At 46.5% G+C, this 15935-nt stretch carries 15 protein-coding genes and 1 riboswitch; of the genes, 1 reads left to right on the plus strand and 14 read right to left on the minus strand.

The genetic code is table 11. From position 1 onward, the window contains the following. Positions 1 to 39: 39 nt before the first annotated feature. A complete protein-coding gene (locus tag ACM1ND_RS16160) occupies positions 40 to 1302 on the minus strand; it encodes a D-alanyl-D-alanine carboxypeptidase family protein (RefSeq protein ID WP_418026299.1) in 1263 nt (420 codons plus the stop codon). A 208-nt stretch (positions 1303 to 1510) separates the two neighbouring features. On the opposite strand from ACM1ND_RS16160, the gene ACM1ND_RS16165 reads away from it, so the two are divergent. Beyond that, on the plus strand, positions 1511 to 2233 hold the full coding sequence (locus ACM1ND_RS16165) for a protein-glutamine gamma-glutamyltransferase (RefSeq protein ID WP_418026300.1): 723 nt from the start codon (positions 1511 to 1513) through the stop codon (positions 2231 to 2233). Between the two features lie 91 nt (positions 2234 to 2324). On the opposite strand, the gene ytfJ is transcribed toward ACM1ND_RS16165, so the two are convergent. The 13 genes from ytfJ to ACM1ND_RS16230 form a co-directional block, all read right to left on the minus strand. Then, positions 2325 to 2816 carry a GerW family sporulation protein gene (gene ytfJ / locus ACM1ND_RS16170; RefSeq protein ID WP_023989202.1) on the minus strand — a complete coding sequence of 164 codons (492 nt, stop codon included), beginning with the start codon at positions 2814 to 2816 and terminating at the stop codon, positions 2325 to 2327. Between the two features lie 129 nt (positions 2817 to 2945). Then, positions 2946 to 3659, minus strand: a complete 714-nt coding sequence (locus tag ACM1ND_RS16175; protein WP_023989203.1) for a DUF2953 domain-containing protein — start codon at positions 3657 to 3659, stop codon at positions 2946 to 2948. A 166-nt stretch (positions 3660 to 3825) separates the two neighbouring features. After that, positions 3826 to 4437 (minus strand): SMC-Scp complex subunit ScpB, encoded by a 612-nt coding sequence (gene scpB / locus ACM1ND_RS16180; protein WP_013310766.1) that lies wholly within the window; start codon positions 4435 to 4437, stop codon positions 3826 to 3828. After that, positions 4406 to 5200 (minus strand): segregation and condensation protein A, encoded by a 795-nt coding sequence (locus ACM1ND_RS16185; protein WP_034095057.1) that lies wholly within the window; start codon positions 5198 to 5200, stop codon positions 4406 to 4408. The genes scpB and ACM1ND_RS16185 overlap by 32 nt, the downstream gene beginning before the upstream one ends. Before the next feature lie 172 nt (positions 5201 to 5372). After that, positions 5373 to 5837: a 6,7-dimethyl-8-ribityllumazine synthase gene (gene ribE, locus ACM1ND_RS16190; RefSeq protein ID WP_023989205.1), complete on the minus strand. Its 465-nt coding sequence runs from the start codon at positions 5835 to 5837 to the stop codon at positions 5373 to 5375. A gap of 79 nt (positions 5838 to 5916) precedes the next feature. After that, positions 5917 to 6600: a 3,4-dihydroxy-2-butanone-4-phosphate synthase gene (ribB, locus tag ACM1ND_RS16195; RefSeq protein ID WP_081819194.1), complete on the minus strand. Its 684-nt coding sequence runs from the start codon at positions 6598 to 6600 to the stop codon at positions 5917 to 5919. A gap of 60 nt (positions 6601 to 6660) precedes the next feature. Continuing rightward, positions 6661 to 7326 carry a riboflavin synthase gene (ribE, locus tag ACM1ND_RS16200; protein WP_028540619.1) on the minus strand — a complete coding sequence of 222 codons (666 nt, stop codon included), beginning with the start codon at positions 7324 to 7326 and terminating at the stop codon, positions 6661 to 6663. A gap of 331 nt (positions 7327 to 7657) precedes the next feature. Next, positions 7658 to 7831: riboswitch (FMN riboswitch) on the minus strand. A gap of 68 nt (positions 7832 to 7899) precedes the next feature. Then, positions 7900 to 8367 (minus strand): IDEAL domain-containing protein, encoded by a 468-nt coding sequence (locus tag ACM1ND_RS16205; protein WP_013310772.1) that lies wholly within the window; start codon positions 8365 to 8367, stop codon positions 7900 to 7902. Between the two features lie 219 nt (positions 8368 to 8586). Then, complete coding sequence (locus tag ACM1ND_RS16210) at positions 8587 to 10875, minus strand: thiamine pyrophosphate-dependent enzyme (protein ID WP_028540618.1); 2289 nt, start codon at positions 10873 to 10875, stop codon at positions 8587 to 8589. Further along, complete coding sequence (locus ACM1ND_RS16215) at positions 10875 to 11888, minus strand: 2-oxoacid:acceptor oxidoreductase family protein (RefSeq protein ID WP_338532523.1); 1014 nt, start codon at positions 11886 to 11888, stop codon at positions 10875 to 10877. Before ACM1ND_RS16215 ends, ACM1ND_RS16210 begins: the two co-directional genes overlap by 1 nt. A 251-nt stretch (positions 11889 to 12139) precedes the next feature. Beyond that, complete coding sequence (locus tag ACM1ND_RS16220) at positions 12140 to 12574, minus strand: peptidylprolyl isomerase (RefSeq protein ID WP_013310775.1); 435 nt, start codon at positions 12572 to 12574, stop codon at positions 12140 to 12142. A gap of 164 nt (positions 12575 to 12738) precedes the next feature. Further along, a complete protein-coding gene (gene lysA, locus ACM1ND_RS16225; RefSeq protein ID WP_418026301.1) occupies positions 12739 to 14106 on the minus strand; it encodes a diaminopimelate decarboxylase in 1368 nt (455 codons plus the stop codon). 110 nt (positions 14107 to 14216) lie between these two features. Then, positions 14217 to 15911: a spore germination protein gene (locus ACM1ND_RS16230; RefSeq protein ID WP_023989210.1), complete on the minus strand. Its 1695-nt coding sequence runs from the start codon at positions 15909 to 15911 to the stop codon at positions 14217 to 14219. Positions 15912 to 15935: the final 24 nt, after the last annotated feature.

Consider the following 15935-nt stretch of genomic DNA (forward strand, 5'->3'; position numbering starts at 1 on the left):
CCAATGATGTGACACGTGCAGCTCTATTTCCTGCTTGCCCTAGGCTCCAAACAAATTTTTAAGAATTTCGTTCCATCTGCTCGTCCAACCTCGTTGCTGAGTATTGTTCGCAGGATCTTGTGCAGTTGGAGCCTCCTGCTGTGGCCGTACGGTACTTTGAGCAGGCAGCTTACTCCCTTTTTCATACACAGGAACGGAACCAATAAGTTCACCATCCAATAGGAATTCGACCCGTCCTCGTAAGCCAAAAGATATGTCCGCTCTGTCTACAGAGGCGGAATTTTTATACAACACTAGTCTTTTGAGCAACTGGGTCTTCTCACTATCATGTAAAGGATATGCAAAGCTTGTACCTGTTAATAGTGGGTAACCATCGATAGGTTGCTGCTTGTCTGTAATCGGAATGAGCGGATAATATCGAAATCCGTAATCAAGCATACGGGCATGATCGTTCCAATCGTCCCCATCATTCAAGGTAACAGCAGCGAGCTGGCGACCGTCCCGTGTGGCTGAACTGACCAGACAGCGAAATGCTTTTTTGGTAAAGCCTGTTTTCACCCCGTCAGCTCCCTCATACAGCCGCAGCATTTTGTTTTTGTTGTGCCATGAGTAGTCCCAAGAATCGTTGGGATTCGGTGCTTTTTTCAGTTCTGTTTTTACGATACGGGCAAAAGTTGGATTATGCAGCGCATAAGCAGTAAGCCGGGCCATATCATTGGCTGAGGAATAATGTCCCTCGGCATCCAGCCCGTGCGGATTAGCAAAATGTGTATGGCTTAGCCCAAGCTGAACCGCCTTGTCATTCATCAAATGGACAAATCCCTCTTCTGTCCCCCCCACATGCTCAGCAATGGCAGAAGCGGCATCATTACCAGAACGGAGCATTAAGCCGTACAACATATTTTCCAGCGACATTTGTTCACCCATTTGCAGAAAAAGCGAGGACCCTTCTTTGGCATACGCCGTTGGACTCACCTTCACCCGGTCCTGCAAGCGTCCATGTTCAATGGCCACGATCGCTGTCATAATTTTGGTCAGGCTGGCAATACGTAGCTCCCGGTCACCCTCGGTAGAATAAATGATTCTTCCTGATGTGACATCAATTAAAGAAGCAGCCTGTGCATGGGTTCCTAATGCGGGCGGTGCTGCTTCTGTTTTTATCGCTCCCCGAACGGGCTGCGGACTTAGCAACGTAAGCGGCAATGACAAAATAAGCAGAAGTACCAGCGGCAAAACAAATGCGCGTGCCTTATTCAAGAAATGGCTGTGGTCCGCGTGGATGTGTTGCTTTTTTTTAAACATTTGGATTCCTCCGGTTTTGAGCAAGTCTTGTACCATTCTATGTCCAAGCTGTTCAAAGTATGTCCACCTTTATAACAGAAAATTCCTTTACAGGACAGCCATTAGCTGTTCCTTTTTCGCTTTCTTTCTACACAAACTAAGCAACATCCCTCCCTGAATACATATATATTAGTTACTAAACGTTAAATATGGATCGAGGGGTTATAACATGCAGCGACTACAGTTTGAAATGATTTTAAGATCACGGATTGTAGAGTCCGCAGAAGCATTACACCGTAGTGGTGTATCCTTTGCCACATTTTCTACCGCACGTTGCAACCAGCAATTTTGGGATTTAACGGAAAAAGGTGGCTTTCAGATCAAAGCAGGTGTCACACCGGCACAGGGGATCAGAGATATCTTTTTAAACGGACATCAATACGCTTTTGAATGTGCAACAGCTATGGTTATTGTGCTGTACAAAGGAGTGCTGGATTCCATTTTGGAAAGTGAGTTTAATCGGATTTTTGCAGATATGCTGCTGTATGACTGGCACTATGACAACGACCTCAGACTCATACAGCAGCAAGGAAGTCATAAAGCGGCTCCCGGCGATATTCTGTATTTCAACAATCCGGATGTGTCGTCTGAAACATTGGAATGGAAAGGAGAAAATGTCGTTAAGCTGAAGGAAGACTTGTTTTATGGACATGGGATTGGCATCTTGCCGGCGAAGGGTATTATCGATTCCCTGAATCAACATCGTCGACCGGAAGCCACGGTATCTGCTTATTTGACGGATGAAGTGATCTATCCGGACTTCATCTACCTATCCCAGTTTGCTGCCGAAGGAAATCGAAAAAATGAAATCTCGCTGCATACTTTGTATCAACAGGAATACAGTCACCATATACATGCTGTCATTGGGGGAAGGCAGTATATTCGGGGATAGGGCCAAGTACAAGCAGAAAAGAAGGTATTCCTTAGCCTATACTCGGCTTTGGGATACCTTCCTGAGAGAACGCTTTTAATTTCAATAACTTTTACAAGTAAGCCGGGCCAGAATTACTGTGATCCGTAGCAACATCTACAGGTACCTGTGGGGGTGGAGTCTGCAAGTTGCCGCCTGCGTTCTGGAAGATAGACTGAACCTTATCAATCAGGTATGGCGTGGAGTCAATGAGCTTCTCAATCAGATGCGTTTGATTGTCCAATGGAACGATTTGTGCCCCCTGTTTGCCAACAACCAGAAAAGCAATGGGATGAATAGATACACCACCACCGCTACCGCCTCCAAAAGGATGCCCTTCCTTCCCGCTATGATTACCCGACGCCGAGGAAGTATGAAGTGCCTCTTCGTCTACGTTAAAATCACTTCCTCCCGCAGCGAAACCAAATCCTACCTTACTGATTGGCAAAATAACGGAACCATCGGGTGTTTCCACTGCGTCTCCTACAATCGTATTCACATCTACCATGGCTTTGATGTTTTCCATTGCGGTTTGCATGAGCCCTTGAATCGGGTGATCTGACATGATTTATTCCTCCTCTGCTTATCTCAAGCGTAGACTGCCTTTTCTTTCGCTATTGTGCGCAGGGGTTCAAGGAAATATGTATGTCATTCGATAGTTCAGAAAGGATTGAGTCTCACCTCACTCCACTGTTTAACTTTCACTGGTAGCTTGAGGATCCTCAGTTTTTTTGGAAAAAACCCGTTTCCACGCCTCCGGTCCACCCGGAACGCGCCATATGCGGTAAGCTAACATGAGCATAGAGAAAATCAAATAACCAAGCGACATATTTGCTTCACAGGTCAAGGTGGTAGTAAAACGCAAGCGATCCACCCAATAGGGCACGACAAACAGCTTCGGGATACAGTCCACACGTACAAAGCTGGTAGCAAAACCGATCAAGGTCGTTTTCAATCCCCATAAAATACCGGTTGAGGTAGCTGTATAAGCCGCATCAGCAAGACTTATATTGGTAGACCATTCCATTTTGGACAACGTCACATGCGCCAAGGTATGTCGCAACCATCGCTGTAAGGATTTCGTTCCCTTGAGCAAAACCCGGATATCATGTATAAATTGCTTGATTTTTTCTGTATCAATATTTCCGCTATCTACGGAAGCATCCGTTTTATGTATGTTTTTATTGCGGTCAAGCCGATAGAGAAGCCCTTTTTTTAAACCTGTTACGAGAATGGCCGGAATATCGTAATTCATTTTAATCATCCCGTATAGAAATCTGATCTCTAGATGCGCCCGATCATCATTGTCATGTTTGGCAATATCCAGCTTCAATCGAATACGAGAGAGCAGAATAGCCAGCACAAGTAATATAACGACGATGATGGCGATACTGATCCATTTCCACACTGGCGAGTCCTCCCTACCTTTTTGCTATAGATATCATGGCAAAAATAGTATGACCGTTCGCCGGAAAATCATGCATCTTAAAATACCAACAGCCAGCCCCCAACTACGTGAGGACTGGCTGTCTGTTTGAGCTTTACATAAGTGAGCCGCAAGATCCGGAGCAACTTTATTGGGATTCAAGATCTAGATCGTTGGCCGCAGGCTGGCTGCTCTCCAGACGCTCGAACAATAATTGAGTCTCTTCCTCCAAATTGTCCGAATCCTCGAACAACTCCGGTTGCGGTAGATCTGCCAAAGAGCCCAGACCGAAATAATCCAAAAATGATTTCGTCGTTCCGTACAATATTGGCCGTCCGATGGCTTCAGCTCGACCTTTCTCTTCAATGAGCTCCTTGTTGACCAGTGTATGTATGGCCCGCTCGGATTTGACACCCCGAATCTCTTCGATTTCAACTCTTGTAATGGGCTGGCGGTAGGCAACAATGGCCAGCGTCTCCAAAGCAGCTTGAGACAGTGAGGCACGTGCCGGAGAGTATGCGAGCTTTTCAAAGTAAGGTGCATGTTCGGATAAAGTTGCAAGCTGATAATGACCGGCAATACGGACAAGTTGCAAGCCCCTTCCCCCCTGCTCCATGTCCTGCTTCATATCTTCCAAGCACTGTTCAACCAGCTCTTGCTGCTGCTCTACAATGTCGGCGATCTGCTTGGTGGACAACCCTTCCTCTCCTGCGAGAAACAGCAGTCCCTCAATAATTGATTTCAGCTTCAGATAATCCATTAACCCGTAAATCCCCTCTCCACTCCATTACAATATCATCGAAAAGCTTCTCCTGATAACAGAAAATTTGTTTCATTTTCATCAGTTCAAGGATAGCCAAAAAGGTCACAACCACCTCATGCCGATACATATCCTCATGCATCAGCTTGGAGAACAGCAGCCGTCCTCCGTTCCCCAGCATCTCTAACGCCCCGATAACTTGCCGGATACGGTCCTTGACTGAAATTTCGTCTCGATGAACACGGGTTACCGTCGTACGTCGTTCTGCTTTGCGCAAAGCACGCTGAAAGGCCGCGACCAAATCGCTTGCATGCAGCCCATGCACCGGATTTGCGGGTTCAGTGGGCAGGAATGCGCTTAGATCTTCTGGCTCCTTGCCATAAATTAGACTCCGCTCCCACTCACGTTCACTTAGATGGCGAGCAATCCCTTTATATTTACGATACTCCACCAGCTTGCGGACCAGTTCCTCACGTGGATCATAATCCTCTTCCTCATAAAAATCCAAATCGTCATATTCCATCACAGGTGGCTTGGGAAGCAACAATTTACTCTTAATAGATAAGAGCGTCGCCGCCATCACCAGAAACTCGCTCGTAATGTCCAGTTCCAGCTCCTGCATACTGTGTAAAAAAGCCATATACTGATCAGTAATATCGCTAATCGGGATATCCTGAATGTCGATCTCGGCTTTATCAATCAGATGCAACAGTAGATCCAGCGGACCCTCGAATGTTTCCAGCTTGTAGTTTACGACTGTCAATGTGCTTCCCCCTGCCTTACTCCAATCATCATTCAACAATACCTTTCCCTATAGCACTTATGCTCTACGTTATCAATCCCTCTTTCTGTAGTATATACGTCATCGCCTTGCTTAACAATCCAATCCCTTTTCACCTTGCAGTTTATACCGTTCTATTCAGCTATTCCTATAATTAAAATTGCTTGCCGAGATTGGCCATTTCAATCGCAGCCAATGCAGAATCCCAACCTTTATTACCAGCCTTCGTACCTGCTCGTTCAATAGCCTGTTCAATGTTTTCTGTCGTCACTACCCCAAAAATAACAGGCACTCCCGTTTTCAGGCTGCTTGCTGCCACACCCTTGGCCACTTCATTGCAGACGATATCATAATGTGAAGTAGAACCACGGATGACCGTACCCAGCGTAATTACGGCATCATATTTGCCGCTTGCAGCCATTTTTTGTGCAATCAGTGAAATTTCAAATGCACCCGGAACCCAGGCTACATCAATTTCATCTTCCTGCGCACCATGTCGTTGAAGGGCGTCAATTGCGCCGCTTAACAGCTTGCTCGTAATAAACTCATTAAATCTACCCACCACAATACCATATTTTAAACCGTTCGATACGAGATTACCTTCTAGAAAACGTGCCATGTTTAATCAACCTCTCATAGTTTAATTATTTAGGGACTTCGGATAATACTTCAGATTTACTTGGAACCGAGATGTATTTTTACAATGACAAACGACGACGGTAGTCCACCAAATGCTGAATACTGATCAGTTTCAATTGATGTCGCTTGGCGACCACTGCCAGATCAGGCAGGCGGGCCATTGAGCCATCTTCCTTTATAATTTCGCAAATGACCCCAGCAGGCTTGAAGCCACTGAGTCGGGCCAGATCAACAGCCGCTTCAGTGTGACCAGCACGCTGCAAGACACCACCATCGCGAGCAATCAGCGGGAACATGTGACCAGGCTTGCGGAAATCACTTCCTGTGACTGCTTCGTCTGCCAAGGCGCGTACAGTCAAGGAGCGCTCGGCCGCTGAAATACCCGTTGTTGTCTCCATATGATCTACCGATACCGTAAAGGCAGTACCGTGGAAATCTGTATTTTGCTCTACCATAGGATGCAATTCCAAAGCTTCGGCTCTTTGTCGTGTGATTGGCACACAGACCAACCCACGACCTTCTGTAATCATGAAATTAATGACCTCAGGCGACGCTTTTTCAGCCAAAGCGATAAAATCGCCTTCATTTTCGCGCTGTTCATCATCCACTACAATAACGACTTTACCGTTTTTTAAATCCTCCAACGCTTCTTCGATGGAATCCAAACGAATCTCTTCGTCATGTTCCAACTCGCCATGCTCCATGACGTTTGCCATTGCACTTGTTTGGCTACCTCTATCCATAACACTTTCCTCCTTATGTCTTGTGCCACGAATGGTCCTAAACAGGCTTACCATTCAATATCAGGCAAAGCCGTGTTTCGCCAAATAGTCCAAACTGAGAGGAGCTTTTTCTACTCTCTCCGCCTCCGCTGCACCTCTGTAATTTAAAAGCTGTTCTACATATTTGCCCAAAATATCACATTCGATATTGACGGTATCCCCCTCACGTTTGGCTTGTAAGGCCGTTTCGGATAAAGTGTGGGGAATAATGGATACGGCAAAGGTATCTCCCGTACGCTGTGCGACTGTGAGGCTGATACCATCAATTGTGATTGACCCTTTGAGTAGAATATATTTAAATAATGTTTGATTTTTAGGCTCAACTTCGAACACAACTGCATTCTGGTCTGATGTCACCCCGCGAATCGTTCCCGTCCCGTCCACATGTCCTTGCACGATGTGTCCTCCGAACCTTCCACTCGCCGCCATTGCTCGCTCCAGATTGACTCGGCTGTCGGATCTCAACTCTTTCAGATTAGTGCTGCGAAAGGTTTCCGGCATCACATCAACCTTAAAGTCTTTCGAACCAATCCGTATCGCGGTCAGGCAAACGCCATTCACCGAGACACTGTCTCCTATTTTCAAATCGCCCAACACTACGGAACCCGAAATCCCCAGCACCATCGCTTCACCGCTTTTGGAAATAGTTTGAATGCGACCCACTTCCTCAACTAATCCGGTAAACATGCCTTCACTCCTTTCCACTACATTTCAGTTTATCCCTAATTCATCAGCTATAAGCGCAAAAAACCCCCAGTTCGGATTCAATCCGTCATGGGGGTGATGAGAGTCACATTTGTAGTATACAAGCGCAGTTCATATGCATCTTAAGACGACATGAAATCATAGGTTTGCCAATAGAAAGCATGACTGAGGATACAACCAAATACGCTCAGAACACCCATCAAAAAGAAAGCTTAAGCAAGCTATCGCCCGATGCTGTCCTACAACGAAATAAGCCGTACGCACAATTGGGTATGCTAAAAATCGGCACATGTCACGTCATGCACATGCGCTTCGTATCCTTCTCCCATCCAGACTATACTGTCGGTCCCGGATTTGCACCAGGTCCACCTTCTGCCGATCATTCAGCATCCGGGTCACGGACTAAGCCATGCTGTTTCTCACAAAAACGATCCACAAACATGTCATCACCGCCGGTGGGGAATTTCGCCCCGCCCCGAAGGATCTTGCTCTTATTTAATTGAATTAACATTAAACTTGTTACGTATATTAGCACCGACTTCTAAAAAAAGCAAGTTATCTAATAGAAGCGCCTGCTTTGGTTTTGACATATTGGCTGGAGAGTTCTTCAAACCAGGTTTTATCATTCATATGAAGCGCCAAGTCAATCAGATCGGCCAGCTCCTCGACTCCCAACTCTGTTGCATGATCAAAGGTAATTACGGCTGAAGCAACAGGTCCCCGCCCTTCCTCAGAACATGCCTCATAATCCAGTCGCACATCAACATGTCCGTCAATAAACTCGCATTTCAGAAAATAAATAATTTCACACATTAAAATGGGGCGTACTTGTGTTTCTAACACGCAATCCATCACCTTGGCAGAATAATGCTGGTTCGTCAGTGTGAATTTGTGTTCTGTCGCTGCCAGCGAGGCCCGTCCAAAATCGTCCGTAAACTTTAGTTCTACTGGCTTGATGTTCATAACCTTAGGGATCTGCTTCTTTATAATTTCGATTATTTCAACTGTATTCAGCTTAATCATTACCTGCACCTCATTGCATCTTAAAATTCAGAAGAAAACTTTTTAACGTGCCTCTTATAGGCCTCCACTCCTATATCGGAAATCATTACCTGTTTTTTTATGCTTGAACCCATAAACGACAAAAAAGATTCTTTGCGCAATAAGCGCAAAGAATCTTGATCGAACCACTACAGTAACAGCGGCTAACAATGCTAATCGATGATTATGCAAAAAACAGAATTATAGCTCTGAAATTTCATGTTTCTTTTTCAGGGTAGTCCAGCGACGCTCAATCTCCTGCTCAAAGGTAGCCAGCGTAGCCTCTTCCTTGAGAAGATGCTTCGTTTTACCCATTAATTTCAACCATTCTGCAGCTGGAATCCGTTTTCCCTTGTCTTCCGGATTATACGTAATCGTCGTACTGCCTTGCTCTATTTCGTACAAAGGAAAGAAACAGGACTCGACTGCGGCGCCCACAATGCTGGTGCCCAGTCTGTCTTCGGATTTCCAATTCAGCGGGCAGGCGCACAGGATCTTACCATAGGCCGTACCCACGTTGTTCGCATACCATTGAGCTTTGGCTGCTTTACGCAGCATATCCTGCGGATGACTTTCAGCTGCTGTAAAAGCATACGGAATGTTACAAGCAGCCATGATTTGCACGGTATCCTTGTGATGCCCTTGCTTTCCTTTTTGCATTTTCCCTACACCCGACGTACTGGTCATGTGACCGAGCGGAGTGGAGTACGATTGCTGTGAACCTGTATTCATGTACCCTTCGTTATCATATTCCAACATGATCAGCTTATGATTACGCAGAGCCGCACCAATCGCAGAACCCATACCAATATCCATCCCACCGTCACCACTGATCATGATAAAGGTCGGATCGTCCGACATCTCAATTTCATTGCGGCGCTTCATTTCCATATAAGCTTCCAGCGCTCCCGAAAGTGTAGCAGCCCCGTTTTGAAAAAGATTGTGGATCATCGGTTGTTTGTGTGATGTATATGGATACCCTGTCGTCGTCACATATACGCAGCCTGTCTGGAACAGCACGACAATATCCCCTTCAATACCTTTGAAAAACAGTTCCAGCGCAGACAATGCCCCACATCCTGGGCAAGCCCCGTGACCTGGTGTAAGACGGCGTGGTTTGGTCGTCAACGATCGCAGGGGTGGTACCTTGACTTTGAGCTTCCCGGTCGCCTCGTCCGGCGTAACCTGAATCAGACCCGTACGGTATGCATTGCCACGTGGCGGTTGCATAACTTGCGGCATCACCTTGTCCGGTGAACCCGGATTAATTCCGTAATAATCAAAGGGCTTCTCGGCTCGTCCGGCCTCTGCCGCCTCAATCGCAAGCTGGAAGAACGCCTCTGCATCTTCCGCATAAAAATCCTTGCCGCCCAAGCCAAATATACGACTCAACACGAGTGTCCGGTTCAGCGGGTCCTCCTGCAAGGCCGCTTTAATTTCATGCGTTAAATTACCGCCGTCTGCCCCATACGAATCTGCACGTTCACCTACCAGCAGCGCCTTGACATCGCGTAATGCTTCCCGCAGTTGTGCGGCTGGGAACGGTCGGATGATATTCGGACGTATCACACCAGCTTTAATCCCGCGCGCGCGGAGTTGATCCGCCACATCCTTGGCCGATTCAGCCGCCGAATTCAACAGGAATACCGCGACCTCAGCATCCTCCATATGATACAGATCCAAAATCGGGTATTCCCGACCGGATAAAGCGGCATATTCTGCTGCTACCTGCTCATATACTCCTTCTGACAGCTTCAGTGCTTCGGATAGCTGAACATGATTATTCGTCAGGTCATCACCGTTCATATGCGCACCCACGGTAACAGGATGATCAAAATCCGTAATATTCGGATAATTCAAGTTCGGGTTAGGACCTACAAAACCGCGCACGGTCTCAGCATCGGCAAAATATTGCACTTTACGTTTTTGATGGGACGTATAAAAACCGTCATATGCGACCATTACAGGCAGCCGAACATCGCTATGCTCTGCGATTTTTAGTGCCATGATGTTCATATCATACACAGCCTGTGGTGTACTTGCCGTCAAAATGACCCAGCCTGTATTCAAACCATAGTACAGGTCCGAATGATCCCCGCGAATATCCAGGGGACCACTAACAGCTCGTGTCACCAGATTCATAACCATTGGAAAACGGGTACCTGACTGAACAGGTAACTGCTCCAGCATGTACAGGAAACCTTGCGAACTAGTGGCGTTCACAACCCTCGCTCCCGCTGCGGCAGCTCCATAACAAATCCCTGCCGATCCGTGTTCTCCGTCTGCTGCAACCAGCTTAATATTATGCTGACCTCTCGTTCTCATCTGATCCAGATACTGCGCTACCTCGGTAGATGGAGTAATCGGGAAATATCCCATCATATGATAATTAATCTGCGCAGCCGCCGTAGCTGCCATTTCATTACCGGATTCGAACGTTGTCACTTGCGCGGCGCCTGTCTGTTTGAGTTCTTCCTCCAGTTTTGCCATTACGCACGCCCTCCTTCATATGCCGGAAATTGGTGGGCAACTCGATTCTGTTCCGCCCATCCCCATTGTTCGCGACGCGAGCTTAATGCCCCCGACGGGCAAATATCTACACATTTCAGACATCCTTTGCAATACTGGTAATCAATTCCTTGCAAAAATGCCATCATTCTTCCGCGTTTGTCTGCTTGCTCTTCCCATACAAAACAGTAATCCGGGCAAATCGAATCACACTTGGCACAATGGGTACATTTATCAGCTTCATATTCAGGCACATATCCCTGACGTGAACCACTAACATCTCTCGTCATGCTGTTTCCCTGAGTTGCAATAACGCCCCCCAGTAGTTGGGTTTCGTATCCCAGCAATGGCTGCGGACGTTCAAAAACCCGATCCTCTGCGTCATCAGTAACCGGATATACGTGCAGTTCCATTTCATCATAACCACGGTTAAACGTACGCAGATTAGGTTCCACTAACAGTGGATTTTTCTTTTCAAAGGTACTGCGTATAACCGATCTCATCGCTTCCGGGTCCAGGAAATCACAGACACGGAACAAGGCACCGAGCATGGACGTATTTAGTTTGGTTCGCTCTTCCAGTGCGATGCCCATCGCATCCACCACCGCTAATGTACCGGATACCAGTCCCAAATCAGCCCGTATTTCTTCTGCTGGACGTGTGGAATTAACCACTACAATCCCATCCGCTGGCAGTCCGCTGATTACATTTACCGTTTTGTATAACGTTTCATGGAAAATGCCTACCACATGCGGTTGCTCAATCGGACTGTGATCCCGAATATCGACCTCTGGCTCACAGAAGCGGACGAAGCTTTTAACCGGAGTTCCCTTTTTTTCCGAACCGTAGGACGAAAAATTTGAAGCATTCAGCCCCAGACCAAGCACCCCGGTTTCGGCCAACATTTTGCCAGCCAGATTAGCGCCGAGTCCACCAATGGATTCCAGCCGGATTTCAAAAAATCCGAGTCGATTTGTGCGCGTTAAAATAGACAATGTGATAAGCCCCCTTCTTTTCCAATCCTTACTGAGTTTGAATACTCATATAAAATAAATGGAAAATGCATTCTTATGAAAAGGCTATCACAACACTTACTTTTCGAATGTGATCTTACGCACTGTAATGCCTACGTGATTGCGAAAATCAATAAACCGTCAAACAAAAGACAACAAAAGCCGCCCTGTCCAAAGACAGAACGGCTTAGGTGCAACGCTATTTAAAAAAGATCATGTAATTAACGGTAAAATTACACGTCAAATACTTTAACCTCTTTCATTTTGTCGCCTTGTTTTACAGCATCAATGAATTCCATACCTTTGGTTACTTTACCAAATACAGTATGTACTCCATCTAAATGTGGTTGTGGAGCGTAGCAGATAAAGAATTGGCTGCCACCTGTGTTGCGACCTGCATGAGCCATGGACAGAACGCCTTTGGCATGCTTTGTTGTATTCGTAGCTGTTTCACAGTCAATCGTGTAACCAGGACCGCCTGTACCGTTACCGATTGGACAACCACCTTGAGCCACAAAGCCCGGAATGACACGGTGGAAGCTCAAACCGTTGTAATAACCGCTGTTTGCCAGCTTTTCAAAGTTAGCAACGGTGTTTGGAGCTTCTTCTGGGAAAAAGTCAATTTCGACGATACCGCCGTTTTCAAGATCTATTCTACCTTTTTTCATTGTTTGTATCTCCTTTTCAACCTGTTTTGAGAACTAAATAACATCAAGTTCCAGTTTACTATGAATTGCCGCGCTTAGCAAAGTCTTGTCCAAAAAAAAAAGGGCCATTGTCCTCGGTGTATTATTACCGACTCAATGGCCTGCTTGATCTTACAATGCTAAAATCAGGACGAAACCGTAATCTTGGCGTTAGGCTGAACCGCCGGACTGGCTTGATCACGAATCAAGCGCTGTGGCACAACATCGTTGCGTACGATATCCTCGTAGGTTTCCCGACGCACCACCAACTCGGCCTCACCGTTGTTGACAAATACAACTGCTGGTCGACGTATTCGGTTATAATTACTCGCCATGGAGTAATTGTAGGCTCCGGTTGAGGCAACAGCGAGCAAGTCGCCGCTATTTATACGAGGCAGCTCTACATCCCAAATAAGCATATCGCCGCTTTCGCAGCATTTGCCCGCAATGGACACCGTCTCTTCGTCCGTATCCTGCGCTCGATTAGCCAGCATCGCTTCATACTTGGCCTGATACAGTGCAGGACGTGGATTATCTGTCATCCCGCCATCTACCGAGACATATTTACGTACCTGCGGAATATCCTTGATGCTTCCTACCGTATATAAGGTCGTGCCTGAATCGCCTACAATACTGCGTCCCGGCTCAATCCAAATTTCTGGAAGTTCATCGTAAAGTCCTGAAAAATAGGTTTTCACCGCTTCGCCGATAGCCTGCACATAGGTGGATACTTTCAGCGGTGTGTCCTCCTCTGTGTAGCGAATGCCAAATCCCCCACCCAGATTAATCACTTTGAAAGAAAACTGAAGCTGTTCTTTAATTTCTCTGGAAAAAGCTGCAACCCGTTCAGCAGCCATTTGAAAGCCATTCACTTCGAAAATTTGCGAACCGATATGAGAATGTACCCCTAACAGGTTAAGATGGTCCAGCTCGATAGCCTGTTCCACTGCTTGGCGTGCTGTACCATTCCCAATGTCAAAGCCAAATTTCGAATCTTCTTGACCTGTGGCCATATATTCATGCGTATGCGCCTCAACCCCTGGTGTAACACGCAGTAAGATATTCACCTGCTGTTCTTTCTCGGAGGCAAGGGCCTGCAACAAATGCAACTCCATTTCGCTATCAACGACGAAGCAGCCAATTTGCGCATCTAACGCCATTTCAATTTCTTCCGGTGTTTTGTTATTGCCGTGAAAATGGATTCGCTCTGCCGGGAACCCTGCTTGTAGCGCAGTAAACAATTCTCCACTGGAAACTACGTCAAGCGACATCCCTTCTTCAGCAGCTAAAGCACACATCGCCATAACACAAAAGGCTTTGCTTGCATAAGCAACTTGAAACTTCAATCCGGTTTCACGAAAAGCTTCTATGAATTCCCGGCAGCGCCGGCGGACTAACTGTTCGTCAACAATATATAGCGGCGTGCCAAAACGCTCTTTCAAAAGCGTTGTATCACAACCGCCGATCTCCAAATGTCCATTGCTGTTAATTTTACTGCTTCCATGCAAATACATGTTCTGGCGCCTCTCTTTCTGGAACAAGCTAGTCATATTCCATCGAATGTTTACACCAGTATAGCAAAAAAAACATCAAGAACAATGGATTTTTATGCAGATCATTTATATTAATGCTCCTGTCCATTGCCTGAGTTCGAATCTGTGTCGGCATCCGTATGGGGCATACGCGTATTGTCCCTCGTTTTGTTAGATGACGGGCGGTTAGGCGCATCTAGTACAGGCATACGGAACAAGATGGAAGCTAACGCTTTGGCATTAAAAGGAATGAACGGCCACAAATACGAAGAATTATATGACCGATGCAGCGTCAGCATCAAAATGATCAGTGTCGTACCCACGACAAAGCCCGGTACGTGAAAAATTGCAACAGCAACCAGCAGGAATAGTCGAATCAGTCTATTCGCTAACCCCAGCTCATAGCTCGGTGTTGCGAACATTCCTATGGCAGCGACAGCCATATACAGCACGACCTCATTCACGAAAAGTCCCGTCTTAACCGCTATATCACCGACCAGAATCGCTGCGATCAAGCCCATAGCGGAAGCCAGTGGTGTCGGAGTATGCACAGCCGCCATTCGCATTAGATCGACCCCTAGTTCTACAATGATAAACTGGGCAATCAGCGGAAGATGTGCTTCCTTTTGAGGACCAATAAAATCAAGAAACGCCGGTTTTAATTCTGGATTGATGACCATTAGCAGCCACATCGGAAGCAGAAACATCGAGGCGAATATACCTATAAAACGTACCCACCGCAAATAACTTCCCATAAAAGCGGTTTGCCGATTCTCTTCTGCATGCTGACACAAGTCAAAAAAAGTGGTAGGCAAAATCATCACGCTGGGTGAGGTATCGACGAAAATAACGAGCCTTCCTTCCATGATATGCGATGCCACGACATCTGGTCGCTCCGAATATCGTACTAATGGATATGGATTCCAACCTTTATTGATAATCGTCTCCTCTAATTGCTTGTCGGCCAGCGGAATACCATCCAAATTAACATTTTTAATTTTGTCTCGTACAGTATCCACCATCACCTTATCCACAATATCGTCAATGTAACCCAAACATACGTCTGTTCGGGTTCGACGTCCGACCTGCATAGCCTCAAATTTAAGCCCTGGGTCCCGCAAACGCCGGCGCACCAGACCTACATTTGTAAGCATTGTTTCAGTAAACCCGTCGCGAGCACCGCGCACAACCCGCTCCAAAGAAGGTTCCTCCGGATTACGCACCGGGTAATTACGAGTATCCAGAATAAGGGAAAAGCGCTCGCCTTCCATGAAAAAGGCACTCATCCCCGTCAGCACCTTGTTAATGACGACAGACATCTTATCTGTCTTCTCCACCTGAATATGTGGAATAAAATTTTCAAAATACGCTTGTAGTCCATCCGAAGAGAGATTATCCGGCGTCAGATAGGTGAGCCGCTTTAGCACTTCAAGCATGATCTGATCCTTCGCAAAGGTATTTAGGAACAGATATCCGGTATGACGCCCACCCAGCGTCATTTCCCTGAATACGACATCAAAGGTTTCTCCCAAACCTAATACTGTTTCAAGTGTATTCTTATTATCCTTCATCCTCGGCGATATATCATCTTCGGCCTGCCAGTAGCGAACGGACTCCTCTACGTTATCAGACCGCTCACTCTCTTTCTTGTGTTTAAAACGTGCTGATTCCTGCGCCTGCTTTTTCTTCCATGGACTTAACTCTTCTTCGCCGGTATGGTTTTCCTTTCCAATTCCCCCGTCTTCTTGATGCTGCTCCTGATGCTCTTGATCCGCTCTGTGATCCATACTCCTTGCCCCCTTCGCTTTCGT

The sequence above is a fragment of the Paenibacillus sp. JJ1722 genome, assembly GCF_048282685.1.
GTDB lineage: Bacteria > Bacillota > Bacilli > Paenibacillales > Paenibacillaceae > Paenibacillus > Paenibacillus polymyxa_B.

Bases quoted from the DNA above. Each gene is read 5' to 3' on its own strand.
- ribE (WP_023989205.1), bottom strand. From the start codon at position 5,837: ATGGCACGTTTTCTAGAAGGTAATCTCGTATCGAACGGTTTAAAATAT.
- ytfJ (WP_023989202.1), bottom strand. From the start codon at position 2,816: ATGTCAGATCACCCGATTCAAGGGCTCATGCAAACCGCAATGGAAAAC.
- ACM1ND_RS16230 (WP_023989210.1), bottom strand. From the start codon at position 15,911: ATGGATCACAGAGCGGATCAAGAGCATCAGGAGCAGCATCAAGAAGAC.
- lysA (WP_418026301.1), bottom strand. From the start codon at position 14,106: ATGTATTTGCATGGAAGCAGTAAAATTAACAGCAATGGACATTTGGAG.
- ACM1ND_RS16210 (WP_028540618.1), bottom strand. From the start codon at position 10,875: ATGGCAAAACTGGAGGAAGAACTCAAACAGACAGGCGCCGCGCAAGTG.
- ribE (WP_028540619.1), bottom strand. From the start codon at position 7,326: ATGTTTACCGGATTAGTTGAGGAAGTGGGTCGCATTCAAACTATTTCC.
- ribB (WP_081819194.1), bottom strand. From the start codon at position 6,600: ATGGATAGAGGTAGCCAAACAAGTGCAATGGCAAACGTCATGGAGCAT.
- ACM1ND_RS16220 (WP_013310775.1), bottom strand. From the start codon at position 12,574: ATGAAAAAAGGTAGAATAGATCTTGAAAACGGCGGTATCGTCGAAATT.
- scpB (WP_013310766.1), bottom strand. From the start codon at position 4,437: ATGGATTATCTGAAGCTGAAATCAATTATTGAGGGACTGCTGTTTCTC.
- ACM1ND_RS16165 (WP_418026300.1), top strand. From the start codon at position 1,511: ATGCAGCGACTACAGTTTGAAATGATTTTAAGATCACGGATTGTAGAG.
- ACM1ND_RS16160 (WP_418026299.1), bottom strand. From the start codon at position 1,302: ATGTTTAAAAAAAAGCAACACATCCACGCGGACCACAGCCATTTCTTG.
- ACM1ND_RS16205 (WP_013310772.1), bottom strand. From the start codon at position 8,367: ATGATTAAGCTGAATACAGTTGAAATAATCGAAATTATAAAGAAGCAG.